Origin of the sequence: Testudinibacter sp. TW-1, from assembly GCF_050613185.1 — a bacterium.
GTDB lineage: Bacteria > Pseudomonadota > Gammaproteobacteria > Enterobacterales > Pasteurellaceae > Chelonobacter.
Window position 1 is genome coordinate 1835601 of sequence record NZ_CP192511.1, and the last position, 17879, is coordinate 1853479.

Here is a 17879-nt window from a genome sequence, read left to right on the forward strand (position 1 = left end):
GTATAGTACGAATCGGCGCGGCGTTTTAATTTCTTGCGCCGAAAATTGCCGTGCCGATCCGCACTTGGGTTGAGCCGCATTGGATTGCCATCGCCATATCGCCGCTCATACCGAGTGATAAGGTGTCGATTTGCTGCTGCGGCAGGGCAAGTCGGAGCTGATTAAACAACTGCTGCATTCGGCTGAACGCCTGTTGCTGCACCGTCGGATCATCGCTGTCTTGCGGAATTGCCATTAAGCCGCGCAAGCGCAAATTTGGCAGCGCGGCGATTTGTGTGGCAAGCGGCAGTAACTCGCTCGGCGCAATGCCTGATTTTGAGCTTTCATCGCTGATATTAATTTGAATCAACACATTCAACGGCACAAGTGCGGTCGGGCGTTGTTGGCTGAGGCGTTCGGCGATTTTCACACGATCTACGGTTTCAATCCAAGCAAAATGTTCCGCCACTAAACGGCTTTTATTCGATTGCAACGGACCGATAAAATGCCATTCCAACTGAACGCCTTGTGCTTGAAAATGCTGTATTTTTTCAACGCCCTCTTGCACATAATTTTCCCCGAACGCACGTTGTCCGGCTTGAATCGCCTCTTCAATTGCGGCAATGGATTTGGTTTTACTGACCGCCAATAAGTTTACACTGCCTAAAGTGCGGTTTGCTTGTTGGCAACAATCAGCGATTTGCTGACGAATAGCGGAAAGGTTTTGTTGAATTGACATGGATTGTAGTGCTTAGGTTAAAAATCATCAAGTGCGGTTATTTTAGCGTGGAATCGGGAGGCTGTCTAAAAAAGCGTTGATGATTTATTTGTATCTATTTCAAACTTTTCATTGACAACCCAAACGAAATTCTGTATTTCTATCACATCAATTTTTTTGAAAAATTAACCAAATTATGCAAAACAACACTATCACTATGACCACCATGATTATTACCATGCGCAAGTACGTGGCGGGTTAGTGTTGCATAACGAAATCAAGAGAACCCGCACCGGCAAGTGCGGGTTTTTTAGTATTTAAGAAAAATATTTAAAATCAACATATTAGAAAACCAGGAGAAGATTATGCGAGTGCTTAAATTTGGGGGAACGTCGTTGGCGAATCCGGAACGCTTTTTACAGGCTGCCGGGCTGATCGAACAGGCGCATTTAAAGGATCAGGCGGCGGGCGTGCTGTCCGCACCGGCGAAAATCACCAATTATCTGGTGGCGTTGGTGGAAAAAGCGGTTGCCGGAGAAGCCTTTGAACATGATTTTAACGAAGCCCTGCAAATTTTCTATCGCATTATTGACGGTCTTTACCTCGCCAATCCCAAACTCGACAAAATCGCTCTTCTGCACGTTATTGATAACGAATTCACACAACTGAAAACCATATTAACCGATATTCAGCGCAACAAACGCTGCCCTGACAGCATTAATGCCACCATTTTATGCCGTGGTGAAAAACTCTCGATTGCGATGATGAAAGCGTGGTTCGAGGCTAAAGGCTATCAAGTCACGCAAATCGATCCGGTGGAAAAACTGGTGGCGAAAGGCACTTATTTGGAGTCGTCGGTCAGTATCAGCAAATCCAAGCCGCGCGTTGACGCCGCTTCGATTCCGAAACAGCATATCGTGTTAATGGCAGGTTTCACCGCCGGTAACGAGCAAGGCGAATTGGTGCTGTTGGGGCGCAACGGTTCGGATTATTCCGCGGCGGTGCTGGCGGCGTGTTTAGATGCCGATTATTGCGAAATTTGGACCGACGTAGATGGCGTTTACACCTGCGATCCGCGCTTGGTGCACGACGCACGCCTGTTAGACAGCCTGTCTTATCAAGAAGCAATGGAGCTTTCTTATTTCGGTGCGAAAGTGATCCACCCGCGCACAATCGGACCTTTGGTGCGTTGCAGTATTCCGTGCGTGATTAAAAATACCGCCAATCCGGACGCACCGGGTACATACATCAACAATGACGTAAAATCCGACAGTTTGCAGGTGAAAGGGATCACCAATCTGGACAACGTCAGTATGTTCAATATTTCAGGGCCGGGTATGCAGGGCATGGTCGGCATGGCGGCACGGGTGTTCTCGACCATGTCGAACGCCGGCATTTCGGTGATTTTGATCACCCAATCCTCGTCCGAATACAGCATTAGTTTCTGCGTGCCGGGCAAATCGGTGGCAGTGGCGAAAACCGCACTTGAGCAAGAATTCGCCTATGAATTGGAACATAAACAGTTAGAACCGTTGGAAGTCACCGATAATCTGTCGATTGTCTCCGTGGTCGGTGACGGCATGAAGAAAGCCAAAGGCGTGGCGGCGCGTTTCTTTACCGCACTTGCCAAAGCCAATATCAATATTGTGGCGATTGCGCAAGGCTCTTCCGAACGCTCGATTTCGACCGTTGTGCCGCAAAACAAATCGGTGCAAGCGGTGAAAGCGACCCACCGCGCGCTGTTCACCCATCATCAAGTGGTTGACGTGTTTGTGGTCGGCACAGGCGGCGTAGGCGGCGAGTTGGTCGATCAAATCCAGCGCCAAACCGAGTATCTGGAAAAGAAAAATATTGCGATCCGAGTGTATGCCTTGGCGAACTCGAAACATTTATTATTAAGCGAACAGCCGTTGGATTTAACAAACTGGCGTGAACAACAGGCACAAGCCGACGGCGAATATTCGGTTGAGCGTTTGGTGAAATTTGTACAGGATAACAATATCGTCAATCCGGTGCTGGTGGATTGCACCTCTAGCCAAGAGATTGCCAATCAATATGTCAGTTATTTGAGGGCCGGTTTCCATGTGGTGACGCCGAACAAAAAAGCCAACACCTCCGATGTGGATTACTACCTGCGCCTCAGAGCGGTGGCGGCGCAGAATCAGCGCAAATTTATGTACGACACCAATGTCGGCGCCGGTTTGCCGGTGATTGATAATCTGCAAAAATTGCTGGCGGCGGGGGACGAAGTGCTGCAATTTGACGGCATTTTGTCCGGCTCGCTGTCATTTATTTTTGGTAAATTAGAGGAAGGCTTGAGCCTGTCGCAAGCGACCGCACTTGCCAAAGAAAAAGGCTTCACCGAGCCTGATCCGCGTGATGATCTGTCGGGCAGCGATGTGGCGCGTAAGTTGTTGATTATCGCCCGTGAAAACGGTTTAATGCTGGAACTGGACGATGTCGAAGTGGAAGGCGTGTTGCCCAAAGGCTTTGCCGACGGCAAAAACGTCGCGGAGTTTATGGCGCAGTTGCCAGAACTGGACGCAGAATTTGCGCAACGGGTTGCCGAAGCGGCGGCAAATGGGCAAGTGTTGCGCTATGTCGGGCGCTTAGACAACGGCAAATGTAAAGTCTCAATTACCGCGGTGGACGGGGATAATCCGTTGTACAAAGTAAAAAACGGCGAGAATGCGCTAGCGTTTTACACCCGTTATTACAACCCGATTCCGTTGTTGTTGCGCGGTTACGGCGCAGGTAACGATGTGACCGCGGCAGGGATCTTTGCCGATATTCTGCGTACCTTACAAAACGGAGGCGGCAACTAATGACGCAGGAATTGTTGAGAGTATATGCCCCGGCGTCGAGTGCCAATGTCAGCGTCGGCTTTGATACCTTAGGCGCGGCGATTTCGCCGATTGACGGCTCGTTATTGGGCGACGTGGTGCAAATTGAGGCGATAGCCAGCGGGTTTGAATTGGAAAGCGCCGGTTATTTCGTACGTAAGCTGCCGAAAGAGCCGCAAAAAAATATCGTCTATCAAGCCTATGTATTGTTCAGCGAACGCTTGAAACTGCGCAACAGAAAAGTGCGGTCGCTGCGTTTAACGCTGGAAAAAAATATGCCGATCGGCTCGGGTTTAGGCTCAAGTGCCTGTTCGATCGTGGCGGCATTGGTGGCGTTGAATAAATTTCACCAAGAGCCGTTTTCCAAAATGGAATTGTTGGAAATGATGGGCGAACTGGAAGGGCGGATTTCCGGTTCGATTCACTATGACAACGTTGCGCCGTGCTTTTTGGGCGGCGTGCAACTGATGGTGCAGTCATTGGGCAATATCAGTCAAACCTTGCCGTTTTTTGACCAATGGTATTGGGTGCTGGCTTATCCGGGGATCGAAGTATCCACTGCGGAAGCGCGCGCGATTTTGCCGAAAAGTTACAGCCGTCAAGACGTGATCGATCACGGGCGTTATTTGGGCAGTTTCGTGCATGCTTGCCACACCCAGCAGGAAAGTCTTGCCGCGTTGATGATGAAAGACGTGATCGCCGAGCCGTATCGCGAGCAGTTATTGCCGAATTACGATAACGTGAAACAAGGCTGCCGCGATCTGGGCGCATTGGCAACCGGCATTTCCGGTTCGGGCCCGACCATTTTTGCGATTGCGCCGGATTTAACCACCGCCGGCAAAGTTTCAACCTATTTGGAAAACAATTACTTACAAAATAACGAAGGCTTTGTCCACGTTTGTCAGGTTGATAATCAAGGCGCAAGGCTGTTAGACTAGAGCGATTTCACTACTTTGGTATAGCAGATTTTATATACAAGGGGCGGATTATATATCCGCCTGTTTACGAAGTGCGGTATAAGCATTTATCAACAAAGGAAAAACATAAAGTGCGGTGCGGGCGGATATATAATGCGCCGCTACGTTGGCTAGGTTTAATCAGTGAACAGCAAATCATAATCAAAGGATTTTTTAATGAATTTATACAATATCAAGCACCCGGAAGAACAAGTCGGTTTCGCACAAGCGGTGCGCCAAGGGCTAGGCAAAAACCAAGGGTTGTTTTTCCCTGAGGTGATTCCGCAATTAGACAATGTCGAAGCCTTGCTGGATCTGCCGCTGGTCGAGCGCAGCCAAGCGATTTTATCGGCACTGATCGGTGCCGAACTGCCAAGTGCGGTCTTGAACCAAATCATCAGCGACGCGTTCACATTCCCGGCGCCATTGGTAAAAGTGGCGGAAAATATCTATGCCTTGGAACTGTTCCACGGTCCGACCTTAGCCTTTAAAGATTTCGGCGGACGTTTTATGGCGCGCACACTGGCGGCGATTCGTGGCGAGGGCAAAATCACCATTTTAACCGCCACCTCAGGCGATACCGGTGCAGCCGTGGCGCACGCGTTTCATGGGTTAGATAATATTGAAGTGGTAATTCTCTATCCAAAAGGCAAAATCAGCCCGTTGCAAGAAAAACTGTTTTGCACCTTGGGCGGCAATATCCGCACCGTGGCGATCAACGGCGATTTTGACGATTGCCAAGCGTTAGTCAAAAAGGCGTTTGACGATCAAGAATTGCGCGAAGCGATTGGTTTAAATTCCGCAAATTCGATTAATATCAGCCGCTTACTGGCGCAAGTGTGTTATTACTTTGAAGCGGTGGCGCAACTGCCGCAAGAAAAACGCAGCAATGTGGTGGTGTCCGTGCCGAGCGGCAATTTTGGTAACTTAACCGCAGGCTTGATCGCCAAGTGGTTAGGCTTGCCGATTAAACGGTTTATCGCCTCAACCAACGCCAACGACACCGTGCCGCGCTATTTGCAAAGCGGAGAATGGCAGCCGCATGCCACCGTGGCAACCTTATCCAATGCGATGGACGTGAGCCGCCCGAACAACTGGCCACGGGTGGAGGAAATCTTTAAACGCAATCACTGGCATTTAAGCGAACTGCATGCCTACGCACGCAGCGATGTGGAAACCGAAACCGCACTTCAAGCCATGAAAGCCAAAGGTTATTTATGCGAACCGCACGGCGCAATTGCTTATGATACCCTAACTGCGGATTTACAAGCCGATGAAACCGGGATTTTCCTTTGCACCGCCCACCCGGCGAAATTCAAAGAGAGCGTGGATCGCATTCTAAAATTGGATCTGCCGTTGCCGCAAGCCTTGGATAAACACAACAAACTGCCGCTGTTGTCTGATGAAATGGAGAATGATTTTGCGCGGTTGCGGGCGTATTTATTGAGGCATAGTAGACAAAAAGGTTGGTAATTTTTTAGACACTATGCTCTATTGGACAAAAAGGTTGGTTTTGGTGATTTCGTTGCCAAAATCAACTCCTTATATTCAAAAAATCCTGAATAAACATAATTTTATTTCGCCTATTCAACCCATTATGTACCGATAATTTTTGCTTTAAGTCTTGGAATAAGCCCTCTAATCGATTTGTCGTTTTTTCTATCCGTAATTCAGGGTATTTCTCAAAAGTAAACAGGTAGTCCATGTAACATTTAATACTGGCGTAAGCCCCTCTCAGTTTGCGATGTTTGTAGGATATTTTCCCTTGTTATCGGCGATTTCAGACCGTTATTCCAAGTAGGCTTTATGCCGTAACAACCAGTGATGTAAGCGGATATAAAATGTATTTTTGTGACTATTTTTCAGCGTTTTCACCACGACTTTCAGCTCTTTTCCGGCAACTGATTTAGGGTTTCTCGTTAATTTTCTGATGACCATAACAACCAAGTGAAATTGGCACATTTGGGGCGGGGTATCAAAAATATCTTTCAATAATCCACGCCATCCGTTGCAAGTAATAGAACGTGAAAATGCGTTGGCAATCGTTGCATTTATATCTCTGAATTTCGGCTTTGAATCCGTATTTATGGTAAGTGTAACTACTGCAAAAAAGCACTTTTTTTAGTCATTTTTGTAAAACTCACTCAAAGCCTTATACTGTAAGGCTTCAAGTGAGTTTTGACCAACCTTTTTGTCTACTATTCCTATTTTTAAACCGTGACTTTCCGGTTCTGCTCCGTTTCCGGCTCAAGATCCAGTTTTGCCATCAGCAGTTGATCGCCGTCTTCTTCGGGATTGCCGGTAACCAACAGCTTATCGCCATAGAAAATCGAGTTTGCGCCTGCCATAAAACACATCGCCTGCATACTTTCCGACATCCCCTGACGACCGGCGGAGAGACGCACATAACTCTGCGGCATGGTGATACGGGCGACGGCGATGGTGCGCACGAATTCGGTCCAATCCAGTTCTTCCGCATCCATTAACGGCGTGCCTTCGACTTTGACTAATTGGTTAATCGGCACCGATTCCGGTTGCGGATCCAGATTGGCGAGGCTGGCGATTAAACCGGCGCGTTCTTTGCGGGTTTCATTCATACCGACAATGCCGCCGCAGCAGACTTTCAGCCCCGCAGACCGCACTTTACCAAGGGTATTGATGCGATCGTCAAAGCGGCGAGTGCCGATCACTTCATGATAATGTTCCGGTGCGGTGTCGAGGTTGTGGTTGTAGTAATCCAAACCGGCGTCTTTTAATTGTTCCGCCATGCCGTCTTGCAATAAGCCGAACGTGCCGCAGGTTTCCATGCCCAATGCTTTCACCGCTTTGATGATTTCGGTGATTTTCGTCACGTCTTTCGGTTTCGGACCGCGCCACGCCGCGCCCATGCAAAATCGCCCGGCACCACGTGATTTGGCGATTTTGGCTTTTTCCACGATTTCCTCAATCTCTAATAATTGCTGGTTTTGCACCCCGGTTTGGTAACGCGCCGATTGCGGGCAATAGCTGCAATCTTCCGGACATCCGCCGGTTTTAATCGACAACAGGGTTGAAAGTTGAATCGCTTGCGGATTGAAATGTTCGCGGTGCACTTGTGCCGCTCGATAAACTAACTCTAAAAATGGGGTTTCAAACAAGGCTTCGACTTTGCACACCGACCAATATTCCAAACTTGGATGCGGTGTCAGTCGGCTGAGTTCAACTTGTTGAATAGTCATAAGATATCCTTTACTTGATTGATATATTTTAAGCCAAAGATAGTAACGGAAAACAACGAATAAGTTCAACCGCTTTACGGTTTTTCAATCAACCGCACTTTGCTTGACAATTTGCCCGTTCGCCACGGTTAAAGTGCGGTCGACAAAGTGCGCTACTTCTTGCGGTTGGTGGGTGACCATCAGCAAGGTGGTGTTTTTCCGTTGGCAAATTTGTTGTAACAGTTGCAACATCTCACCCCGCAGCGTACTGTCGAGGGCGGAAAACGGTTCGTCTAATAGCAAGATCGGTTTATCACGCAACAAACAACGGGCGAGTGCCACCCGTTGTTTTTGCCCGCCGGACAGTTGATCCGGCAGCCGCTTGAGAAAATCGGTTAATCCGACTTGCTCGGCAATTAACCGCACTTGTTGTTGCTGTTGCGGATTAATTGTTAAATTCGGCTGTAAACCCAAAATAATATTTTGTTCCACGCTTAAATGGTTAAACAGATTATTTTCCTGAAACAACATCGACACCGGGCGCAGGTGCGGTTGGCTGTGCGTGTGATCTTCACCATTCAGCCGAATCATGCCGCTGTCGGCAAATTCAAACCCGGCGATTAAATTTAACAATGTGCTTTTGCCGGCACCGCTGGCACCGATAATCGCCACCTTTTCCCCCGCGGCAACGCTTAAGTCAAACTGCATTGGCATTGCTTGATAATTAAAGGTCAATTGGTTGAGATGAATCATGGTCTTTCTCGATAAATAAAAATGTTAGCGCACAGAGTATCAGTAATACCAAGGCGGTCACCGCCGCTTCTTGTGAACGGTAGTGCCCCAATTGTTGGTATAACAGCCGTGGCAGCGAGCTGAAATCTTGGTTGCCAAACAGCGCAATGGCGGTGAAATCGCCCAGTGAGAGGGTGAAGGCATAGGCATAAGCGCTGCGAATCGGTTGGCGTAATTGTTGCCATTCGATGATTTTCCAACGTGTCCAACCGCGAATGCCTAGCGATTGGCACAGTTTTTCGTAATACAGCATATTGTTTTGAAACGGCGCGGCTAAAATCCGTAGTACGAACGGCATGGCGATCAGCGCATTACACAGGGCGACAATCAAAAACAGGTGAAGAGTGGAAAAATCGATCGTTTGCAGCAATAAAAACAGCCCGATTGCCAATACTAAAGTGGGAATCGCTAAGATCATCATGCCGATATTCAGCATGCTATCCGCACTTTTGCGGTAGTAGTGCCAACGCAGTTGGCGCACGGTCAACAGCAGGGCGACACTCAAACTCACGGCAATCAACGCGGCGACCGGGGCAAGCGTGAGCGAATAACCGAGGGCTTGCCATAATTGTGCGCTTTGCCACACTTGCCATAATGCCGGCGAGCGTAAACCGCTATACACAATATTCAGCAGCGGCAGGGCGATAAACAAGACAACCAGTAACAAAATCAGCGCATGGAGAAACTGAAAAGTGCGGTTGAAGGCTTGCGGTTGATAGCGGTATTGCGCTTTACTGAGCACAGTGGCGGTATGGCGGCTGAAATAGGCGTTAGTTTGAAACAGTACAAAACATAAAGCGAATTGAACCAGTGCCAGAGTTGCCGCTTTGCCCAAATCAAAATCAAAGGTGATGGCTTGAAAAATCGCCACTTCCAAGGTGGTGTATTTCGGCCCGCCGCCGAGGGTTAATACAATCGCAAAACTGGTGAAGCACAGCATAAAAATCAAGGCAAACACCGGCAATAGCTGTTGGCGCAGATAGGGAAATTCGATTAAGCGGAAAAAATCCAGATTGCGGATATTGAGTTGCGCCGCCAATTGCCGTTGTTGAACGGGAATGCTGTGCAGCGCTTGTAGGAATATTTTACTGGCGAGCGGTAAATTAAAGAACAAATGGGCAATCAAAATGCCGCTTAAACCATAAAAGTGCGGTTGCCAATCCAGTTGCAGCCATGCCAGCAGCTGATTGAACCAGCCGGACAAGCCGTAAACGCCGATTAAGCCGAACACCGCCACCAGCACCGGCAGAACAAAGGTCAGCGATAAAATCTTCAATAGCCGATTTTTACCGATAAAGGTGCGGTGAAACAGCGCATGGGCGGTGAGCAAGCCGCCGGCGAGCGACAACAGCGCCGACAACAGCGCTTGCCACAAACTGAATTTGAGGATATGCCAAAAGTAACTGTCTTGCCACAGGCTGTGCCAGGTGTCGGGCAGACTGTACTGTAACAATTGCCACAAGCTGTTGGCATAAAACAAGAGTAAAAAACTCACCACGGCCAAACCGGGCAGGCAAGTGGCGAGTGTTAACCGATGGTTGATCATCGCGTGTTTATTGGCTTAGCGCCTGTTGCCAGACTTGAATTTGCGCTTTGCCGTTCTCTTTTTCCGGGAATGGCACGGCAAGGGTTTTAAACGGTGCGAATTGATCGAAGTGCGGTTCGACTTCGGTGTTGATCACCGGCAACATAATATTATGCAAAGCAATGGTTTTTTGTGCCTCAGGGCTGATTAAAAAGGCTAAAAACTGATCGGCAAGGGCGGGGTGTTTGCTGTTTTTCAGCTTTGCCGCCAGTTCGATTTGCACAATATGCCCTTCGCTGAATTCCGCTGCGGTATAATTGTCTTTTTGTTCATGGATTTGGTGATACAGTGGCGAGGTGTTATAACTCAGCACCAGATCCGCTTCGCCTTTCAAAAACGCGCCGTAGGTTTCCGACCAGCCTTTGCCGACGGTCACGGTGTGTTTTGCCAGAGTTTGCCACGCTTGCGCGACCTGTTCCTGCGGATAAACCGCATTCACCCAAGCCAATAAACCCCGTCCGACGGTGCTGGTGCGCGGATCTTGGTAAATCACTTTCAGATCTTGCCGTTCGATCAATTCCGTTAAGCTGCTTGGCGGATTCGCCAATGTTTCGCGATCATAAATAAAAGCATATTGCCCGTAGTCATACGGTAGGAAAGTGCGGTCTTGCCATTCGATCGGCAATGATAAGGCGGCTAAATCAACGTTATTTTCAGCAAACAATTCGGATTGACGTGCTTCCGGCAGCAAGTTGTTATCCAAACCGATAATCACATCGGCTTTACTGTTTTTGCCCTCTAAACGTAAACGGTTAAACAGGGTGACGCCGTCCTCAAACGGCACAAATTTCAGCTCGCATTGGCATTGCTGTTCAAACAGCGGTTTTAATTTTGGTGCCGGCCCCCAGTCGGAGGTGAACGAATCATAACTGTAAACCGTCAAAACCGGCTTATCGGCTGCCAAGGCAACACTGCCGAGACCGGCAAGTGCCAGCGTAAAAATGGTTTTTTGAATGTTTTTGCTGAAATAAGACATGTGGAAATCCTTTTTATATATATCAATGATAAAAAAGGATCGGAGGAGAGTGCTTGCGCGGAAACACAATCTCAAATCCCTTCGCTGCTACTAATCAGATCAGGTTCAATGGGTATTTCTCAGCCTTATCATTGTGGTAGAACAAATAGATAATGCACCCCATGAGAGTGCGTTTATCTTATCTAAAAGAAAATAGAAAGAAAAGGGATTATTCGACGGTTTTCGGCCAGCCGGCGGTATCGACTTGCGGATATTGCATTTCCAGCTTGCGCAGGGTTTCCAATAAGATTTTCATGATAATCACATTGCGTCCGGACTTAGAATCCGCCGGAATCACATACCAAGGAGCATAATCGGTTGAGGTTTGATTGATCACTTTTTCATACTGTTTTTGGAAATCGCCCCACAGCCTGCGATCATCTAAATCGCCCAGATTAAATTTCCAATTCTTTTCCGGGTTATCCAAACGTTCTTGCAAGCGCTCTTTTTGTTCATCTTTGGAGATGTGTAAGAAAAATTTTAAGATGACGGTGCCGGTTTCACTCAGCAAACGCTCGAAATCACGGATATGCCGTAAGCGGCGTTGCTCTTCTTCGTCACTGATCCAACCTTTGACTTTCGTCACCAGCACATCTTCATAGTGGCTGCGGTTAAAAATCACCATTTCACCACGGCGCGGCACCACATTATGCACCCGCCACAGATAATCCCGATCCAACTCGTTCGCCGTCGGGGCTTTGAAATAAGCGGTGCGCACCGCCAGCGGATCGACACTTTGAAACACCGCACGAATGGTGCCGTCTTTGCCGGAGGTATCCATGCCTTGCAGCACGATCAACACTTTGCGTTGATGTTCGGCATATAATAAATCTTGCAGCTGATCCAATTCCGGCGAAAGTGCGGTCAGAATCGCATTGCGCTCTTCTTTGCTTGCGGCAATGTCTTTTTTACCGTTGGTCGAAAAGGTTTTGATGTCTAATTTATTTTTCTCGTCAATCCGGTAATTTTTTACATCAAACGCCATCGGCGGCTCCTTAGTTAACCATGCTATGATTGATTTGCTGTTGATTGAAATGCCGGGCAAACAATTCAGGTTGTTTTAATACGTCACTCAGGCGATATTGTGAAAGATATTGATAAAAGGCCTCAAGTGCCAAATTAAAAATCGAGGGCAGTTGGCAGGCCGGGGTGATACAGCAGGCAACGCCATGATCGCGGCAGCGCACCAGGGAGTCGTCTCCCTCCGCGTTACGGATGACTTCCGATAAATTAATTTCATTAGGGGGACGGGCAAGCTGAATCCCCCCGCCTTTGCCACGGCGTGACAAAATAGTTTGCTGTTTCGCCAGATGATGGATCACCTTCATCAAATGATTTTCCGAAATTTGATAGGCACTGGCGATTTCTTGAATGGTGCACAAGCGATCGTTGTGCAACGCCAAATAGATTAAAACCCTCAGATTGTAATCGGTAAATTTGCTTAGTTTCATGCTGTTAATTATCTTCAGTAAAAATATTATAAAGATTCTAACATAACTCAAATTGTTACGGTTGATCATTATCAAGCATAAGCGGAGAAAAGTAATATTGCCATATGGGAAAGTGGCGAGTCAGAAAAAGGGCGGATCAAAATCTGATCTGCCCTTGTGTTGTGTTTATAATCCACCCATCAAAATCATCATCAAGGTTTGGGCGATGGCTTCTTCGGGGATGACTTCACCGTTGAATTTCAATTCGCCGTTTTCCAGAATCAATTTGGACTGATAGGTTGCGCCGTTGTCGTCGGTGGTCAACGCATTCTGCGCGACAGCCTCTTGCAAGGCGGCATCCAGTTCGGCTTTGGCAGCGGCTTCGGGATTTTCAACGCCGTCCAGTTTGGAGATACTGGTGCTGAAAACCTCAGCGGATTGGCGGTTGATATTGGCATTCATTTCCAGTTTGTCAAACAGCGACAAAAACTTGCCTTGCATTAATGCGGCTTGTTGATCGACCTTGGCGAAAGCCAGATCAAAAGTCAGTTGATTTTCGCCGGCGCTGTTTTTCAATTTAAACAGTTGAATCGAAAAGGTCGGTTGATGTTGTAATAAGCTTAAACCTGCCGCGGTCACTTGCTCTTCTTGCTGTTTTGGATTCGGGTTAGTAAAGGCTTCAATCCCTTGGTTTAAATATTCCGCCGATAAATGACCTAAATTCAGGTTAAGATCAATTTGTCCGAAGTTTTCCCCTTGTGCCGTTAAGGATTCAATGCTGTTATTTATACGGTAATCAACAAAATCATTATTGAGTGTGGTATTGTAATCCAAACGTACATTTTTTAATTGGGTGTTGGCGGGGGTGTAACCTTCAACCGCTTCGTCCGCTTCGTCGTTGATATTCACCAAGCCGATATTAAACAGCTGCTTTCCGTTCGGAATATATTTCCAATTCGTCGGTTTCAGATCCGAATCCAGCGTGACATTTTCAAACGTGAGCGTGCGTTTCACACTGATTTTTTCATAATTGTCGTTGTATTCAGTCGCCGGTACAGTAGAAACCCATTTATCCAATTGCAGTTTAATTAAACCGATACCGTCTTGATTGGTGTCGCTTTCGATATGGATCGGCGTGCTGTTAACGGAAATTTGCTCATTATTATAGTCAAATGCGGCAATGGTCGATGTTTGTTGGATTTGCCCACCGTAACTAATACTGAAATTGCCGCTATACGGTGCTACGCCTTTACTGGCTTTGAACAGTTCGCTGATTGACGGATTTTCAGCCAATTCGGAGCGGGCAGCTGTCAACACCGGCGTTAATTTCAGGCTACTCAAACGCGAGAGTGGCAACGGTCCGTGTTCGGCAGTCGTTTTGAATGGAAAAATGTATTGTTTATTTTCTTCTAAATCAGTAACGATTAAGTGATCTTCAATCTCAGTGGAGAAGAAGTTGCGCTCCAATTTGACATTTTTAACTTCAAAGCGGTAAATACCATGAAACGCCACGTTGTAATTGGCAGCAACTTTCTCATTGTTATTTCTGATGTATTCAGGATATTTTTCTTGCAAGACTTTGCCGGAATACCAAGCGCCGCCAGCCCAAGCTGCAACGAGAACGGCAACGGTAGCGAGAGCGAAAGAAGATTTTTTCATCATTTTTCTCCTGTGAAGATGAAGTTGTCAATTGACTCGATTTTAGTGCACTTCGACAGTATATCGGCAATGGCTAAAAAATACCATAGTTAACCCTCCGGGTTATACTCTCTCTTTAACATCTTAAGCGGAAAAACTATTTTTGCGCAAAACCGCACTTTGCCTCTTGAAGTTTATTTTTTCGGTCTTATTTATTGACACAAGCGTGAGCGGGACGGGGATTTGAGTCGGGTTAAAAAATTGCAGAAATTTTTTAAAACAGAGTTGAAATCCGGTTTTTAGTCCGCATCTTAAAAGCATCGAAGTAATTCGTTTGCTTTGCAGAGAACAAATTTCAGATTTAACAGGAGAAACAAAATGGGAAAAATTATTGGTATTGACTTAGGAACAACAAACTCATGTGTGGCAGTGATGGACGGTGACAAACCGCGCGTGATCGAGAATGCGGAAGGGGATCGTACCACGCCATCGATCATTGCTTATACCCAAGACGGTGAAACCTTAGTCGGGCAGCCGGCAAAACGCCAAGCGGTAACCAACCCGAAAAACACACTGTTTGCAATCAAACGTTTGATTGGTCGTCGTTTTACCGATGAAGAAGTACAGCGTGACGTTAACATCATGCCGTTTGATATTGTAAAAGCCGACAATGGCGATGCTTGGGTTTCCGTCAAAGGCGAAAAAATGGCGCCGCCGCAAATTTCTGCGGAAGTGTTGAAAAAAATGAAGAAAACCGCCGAAGATTTCTTGGGCGAGAAAGTGACCGAAGCGGTTATCACTGTGCCGGCATACTTCAACGACGCGCAACGTCAGGCAACCAAAGATGCCGGCCGTATCGCAGGCTTAGAAGTCAAACGTATCATCAACGAACCGACGGCGGCAGCGTTGGCATATGGCTTGGATAAAGACAAAGGCAACCACACCATCGCGGTTTATGACTTGGGGGGCGGCACCTTTGACTTGTCTATCATCGAAATCGACGATGTGGACGGCGAGAAAACCTTTGAAGTGTTGGCGACCAACGGCGATACCCACTTAGGCGGGGAAGACTTCGATAACCGTGTGATCAACTACTTGGTTGACGAGTTCAAAAAAGAGCAAGGTATTGATCTGCGCAACGATCCGTTGGCAATGCAACGTTTGAAAGAAGCCGGAGAGAAAGCGAAAATCGAATTGTCTTCCGCACAACAAACCGATGTGAATCTGCCGTATATCACTGCGGACGCAACCGGCCCGAAACACTTGAACATCAAGCTGACCCGTGCCAAATTGGAATCGCTGGTGGAAGATTTGGTGCAACGCTCATTAGAGCCGGTGCGTATTGCGCTGAAAGATGCGGATTTAAGCGTGTCTGAAATCGACGATGTGATTTTGGTCGGCGGTCAAACCCGTATGCCGTTGGTGCAGCAAAAAGTGGCTGAATTCTTCGGCAAAGAACCGCGTAAAGACGTGAACCCAGACGAAGCGGTCGCGATTGGTGCGGCGGTGCAAGGAGGCGTGTTGGCGGGTGATGTAAAAGACGTGTTGTTGCTTGACGTTACTCCGTTGTCATTGGGTATCGAAACCATGGGCGGCGTGATGACCAAACTGATCGAGAAAAACACCACGATCCCAACCAAGCACAGCCAAGTGTTCTCCACTGCGGAAGACAACCAAAGTGCGGTAACCATTCATGTGTTGCAAGGGGAGCGTAAACGTGCCGGTGACAACAAATCATTGGGACAGTTTAACCTAGAAGGTATCCAAGCTGCGCCACGCGGCATGCCGCAAATCGAAGTGACCTTTGACATTGACGCAGACGGGATCTTACACGTTTCGGCGAAAGACAAAGGCACGGGTAAAGAGCAAAAAATCACGATTAAAGCCTCTTCCGGTCTGAGTGATGACGAAATCCAACAAATGGTACGTGATGCGGAAGCGAATGCGGAAGCGGATCGCAAATTTGAAGAGTTGGTGCAAGCGCGCAACCAAGCGGATCATCTTGTTCACTCAACCCGTAAACAACTGGAAGAAGCCGGTGAAGCCCTGAGCGGCGAAGATCGCGCCGCAATTGAAAGTGCGGTCAGCGAGTTGGAAACCGCGGCCAAAGGCGAAAACAAAGACGTGATCGAAGCGAAAACCCAAACTTTGATTCAGGCTTCTGAAAAATTAATCGCAGCGGCACAGCAGCAAGCCCAAGCCGGTCAGCAGCAAGCGCAAACCCAAGCGGAGCAAGGCAAAGGCGGCGATGATGTGGTCGATGCGGAATTTGAAGAAGTGAAAGACAAGTAAGCAAATGCGCAGTAAAGAAAGTCAAATTTTCTTTCTTTAAAACAGGTTAGGGCGATGAGTAATCTTCGCCCTTTTGCACATATAACAGAAAAAGACAGTAATAGAAGTAACAAGCGAACGGGAAGACTATGTCAAAGCGTGATTATTATGAAGTGTTAGGCGTTGCGCGCAATGCCGAAGAAAAAGAGATCAAAAAAGCGTATAAACGCTTGGCGATGAAATATCACCCTGACCGCAATCCGGATAACAAAGATACCGAGGCGCAGTTCAAAGAGGTCAAAGAAGCCTATGAAGTGTTGACCGATTCGCAAAAACGTGCCGCCTATGATCAATACGGACACGCCGCATTTGAGCAAGGCGGTTTCGGCGGCAACGGAGGCGGCTTTGGCGGTGCGGATTTCGGCGATATTTTCGGCGATATTTTCAGCGATATGTTCGGCGGCGGTCGTGGTCGCCAGCGTGTGGTACGTGGCGACGATTTGCGCTATGATCTGGAAATTACGCTGGAAGAAGCGGTTAAAGGTACAAGCAAAGATATTAAAATCAATACTTTGGCGGAATGCGACAGTTGCCACGGCAGCGGCGCGCAGGACGGCTCGAAAGTGGAAACCTGCCCGACCTGCCACGGCGCAGGGCGCGTGCGCCGCCAACAAGGCTTTTTCGTCACCGAACAAGCCTGCCCTACCTGTCATGGTTCAGGCAAGAAAATCGAAAAACCGTGTACCAAATGCCATGGCGACGGACGGGTGCATAAAGCCAAAAATCTGTCGGTCAAAATCCCGCCGGGGGTTGATAGCGGCAACCAATTACGTTTAAGTGGCGAAGGCGCAGCGGGCGAAAACGGCGCACCGGCAGGGGATTTATATGTTGTTATCCACGTGAAAGATCATCACATCTTTGAACGTGACGGCAACAACCTGTATTGCGAAGTGCCGATCAGTTTCACCATGGCAGCCTTGGGCGGCGAAATCGAAGTGCCGACCTTAGACGGACGGGTGAAACTGAAAATCCCGGCGGAAACCCAAACCGGTAAACTGTTCAGAATGCGCGGTAAAGGCGTGACTTCGACCCGCAGCCACTACGCCGGTGATTTAATCTGTAAAGTGATTATCGAAACGCCGGTCAAACTCAACGACGAACAAAAAGAGCTGTTGAAACAACTGGAACAAAGTTTGGAGGGCGCGAATTCCCATCGCCCGAAATCCTCCAGCTTTTTAGACGGCGTGAAGAAGTTCTTTGATGATTTGACCAAGTAGCTGAGTGGTTGATTTTGAAATGAAAGTGCGGTTAAGCGAAAGTGATCTGACTCCAAAAGTTTAACCGCCCTTTGTTTTTCAGCAAGGTTTATTTTTCACTAATATATCTCTCTCCGCATGCGGGCATATGCATAAGGAACAGTTTAATTCGCAAAATTTACCCACCATGATGTCATCA

Annotated in this window: 14 protein-coding genes; 5 read left to right on the forward strand and 9 right to left on the reverse strand. The window is 47.8% G+C overall.

What is annotated here, in order from left to right; genetic code table 11:
- Window positions 1-25: 25 nt before the first annotated feature.
- A complete protein-coding gene (locus ACQ31U_RS08825) occupies window positions 26-718 on the reverse strand; it encodes a YggS family pyridoxal phosphate-dependent enzyme (RefSeq protein ID WP_431051264.1) in 693 nt (230 codons plus the stop codon).
- Between the two features lie 344 nt (window positions 719-1062).
- Here ACQ31U_RS08825 and thrA point away from each other — a divergent pair, with 344 nt between their 5' ends.
- The 3 genes from thrA to thrC all read left to right on the forward strand — a co-directional run bounded on the left by thrA (window position 1063) and on the right by thrC (window position 5969).
- The gene (thrA, locus tag ACQ31U_RS08830; RefSeq protein WP_431051266.1) at window positions 1063-3522 is read left to right on the forward strand and encodes a bifunctional aspartate kinase/homoserine dehydrogenase I; all 2460 of its coding nucleotides are present in this window, start codon (window positions 1063-1065) and stop codon (window positions 3520-3522) included.
- An 11-nt stretch (window positions 3523-3533) separates the two neighbouring features.
- Window positions 3534-4478 (forward strand): homoserine kinase, encoded by a 945-nt coding sequence (gene thrB, locus ACQ31U_RS08835; protein WP_431054316.1) that lies wholly within the window; start codon window positions 3534-3536, stop codon window positions 4476-4478.
- 195 nt (window positions 4479-4673) lie between these two features.
- Complete coding sequence (gene thrC / locus ACQ31U_RS08840; protein WP_431051268.1) at window positions 4674-5969, forward strand: threonine synthase; 1296 nt, start codon at window positions 4674-4676, stop codon at window positions 5967-5969.
- Window positions 5970-6471: 502 nt separating this feature from the next.
- On the opposite strand, the gene ACQ31U_RS08845 is transcribed toward thrC, so the two are convergent.
- The 8 genes from ACQ31U_RS08845 to ACQ31U_RS08880 form a co-directional block, all read right to left on the reverse strand.
- Window positions 6472-6612, reverse strand: a complete 141-nt coding sequence (locus tag ACQ31U_RS08845) for an IS1/IS1595 family N-terminal zinc-binding domain-containing protein (protein ID WP_431051270.1) — start codon at window positions 6610-6612, stop codon at window positions 6472-6474.
- 94 nt (window positions 6613-6706) lie between these two features.
- The gene (bioB, locus tag ACQ31U_RS08850) at window positions 6707-7714 is read right to left on the reverse strand and encodes a biotin synthase BioB (RefSeq protein WP_431051272.1); all 1008 of its coding nucleotides are present in this window, start codon (window positions 7712-7714) and stop codon (window positions 6707-6709) included.
- 84 nt (window positions 7715-7798) lie between these two features.
- Entirely contained in the window at window positions 7799-8446 is a 648-nt protein-coding gene (thiQ, locus tag ACQ31U_RS08855) for a thiamine ABC transporter ATP-binding protein (protein WP_431051274.1), read from the reverse strand.
- Entirely contained in the window at window positions 8418-10031 is a 1614-nt protein-coding gene (gene thiP / locus ACQ31U_RS08860) for a thiamine/thiamine pyrophosphate ABC transporter permease ThiP (protein ID WP_431051276.1), read from the reverse strand. The genes thiQ and thiP overlap by 29 nt, the downstream gene beginning before the upstream one ends.
- A 7-nt stretch (window positions 10032-10038) precedes the next feature.
- Window positions 10039-11046 (reverse strand): thiamine ABC transporter substrate binding subunit, encoded by a 1008-nt coding sequence (gene thiB / locus ACQ31U_RS08865; protein ID WP_431051278.1) that lies wholly within the window; start codon window positions 11044-11046, stop codon window positions 10039-10041.
- A gap of 208 nt (window positions 11047-11254) precedes the next feature.
- Window positions 11255-12070, reverse strand: a complete 816-nt coding sequence (locus tag ACQ31U_RS08870; protein WP_431051280.1) for a PPK2 family polyphosphate kinase — start codon at window positions 12068-12070, stop codon at window positions 11255-11257.
- A gap of 10 nt (window positions 12071-12080) precedes the next feature.
- A complete protein-coding gene (locus tag ACQ31U_RS08875; RefSeq protein WP_431051282.1) occupies window positions 12081-12536 on the reverse strand; it encodes an RrF2 family transcriptional regulator in 456 nt (151 codons plus the stop codon).
- Window positions 12537-12701: 165 nt separating this feature from the next.
- Window positions 12702-14177: a YdgA family protein gene (locus ACQ31U_RS08880; RefSeq protein WP_431051284.1), complete on the reverse strand. Its 1476-nt coding sequence runs from the start codon at window positions 14175-14177 to the stop codon at window positions 12702-12704.
- A 354-nt stretch (window positions 14178-14531) separates the two neighbouring features.
- Here ACQ31U_RS08880 and dnaK point away from each other — a divergent pair, with 354 nt between their 5' ends.
- Together dnaK and dnaJ are read left to right on the forward strand one after the other, a co-directional pair.
- Complete coding sequence (gene dnaK, locus ACQ31U_RS08885) at window positions 14532-16445, forward strand: molecular chaperone DnaK (RefSeq protein WP_431051286.1); 1914 nt, start codon at window positions 14532-14534, stop codon at window positions 16443-16445.
- 128 nt (window positions 16446-16573) lie between these two features.
- On the forward strand, window positions 16574-17701 hold the full coding sequence (dnaJ, locus tag ACQ31U_RS08890) for a molecular chaperone DnaJ (protein ID WP_431051287.1): 1128 nt from the start codon (window positions 16574-16576) through the stop codon (window positions 17699-17701).
- Window positions 17702-17879 lie beyond the last annotated feature (178 nt).

Bases quoted from the DNA above. Each gene is read 5' to 3' on its own strand.
- ACQ31U_RS08825 (WP_431051264.1), bottom strand. From the start codon at position 718: ATGTCAATTCAACAAAACCTTTCCGCTATTCGTCAGCAAATCGCTGAT.
- thrA (WP_431051266.1), top strand. From the start codon at position 1,063: ATGCGAGTGCTTAAATTTGGGGGAACGTCGTTGGCGAATCCGGAACGC.
- thrC (WP_431051268.1), top strand. From the start codon at position 4,674: ATGAATTTATACAATATCAAGCACCCGGAAGAACAAGTCGGTTTCGCA.
- bioB (WP_431051272.1), bottom strand. From the start codon at position 7,714: ATGACTATTCAACAAGTTGAACTCAGCCGACTGACACCGCATCCAAGT.
- thiQ (WP_431051274.1), bottom strand. From the start codon at position 8,446: ATGATTCATCTCAACCAATTGACCTTTAATTATCAAGCAATGCCAATG.
- thiP (WP_431051276.1), bottom strand. From the start codon at position 10,031: ATGATCAACCATCGGTTAACACTCGCCACTTGCCTGCCCGGTTTGGCC.
- thiB (WP_431051278.1), bottom strand. From the start codon at position 11,046: ATGTCTTATTTCAGCAAAAACATTCAAAAAACCATTTTTACGCTGGCA.
- ACQ31U_RS08870 (WP_431051280.1), bottom strand. From the start codon at position 12,070: ATGGCGTTTGATGTAAAAAATTACCGGATTGACGAGAAAAATAAATTA.
- ACQ31U_RS08875 (WP_431051282.1), bottom strand. From the start codon at position 12,536: ATGAAACTAAGCAAATTTACCGATTACAATCTGAGGGTTTTAATCTAT.
- ACQ31U_RS08880 (WP_431051284.1), bottom strand. From the start codon at position 14,177: ATGATGAAAAAATCTTCTTTCGCTCTCGCTACCGTTGCCGTTCTCGTT.
- dnaK (WP_431051286.1), top strand. From the start codon at position 14,532: ATGGGAAAAATTATTGGTATTGACTTAGGAACAACAAACTCATGTGTG.
- dnaJ (WP_431051287.1), top strand. From the start codon at position 16,574: ATGTCAAAGCGTGATTATTATGAAGTGTTAGGCGTTGCGCGCAATGCC.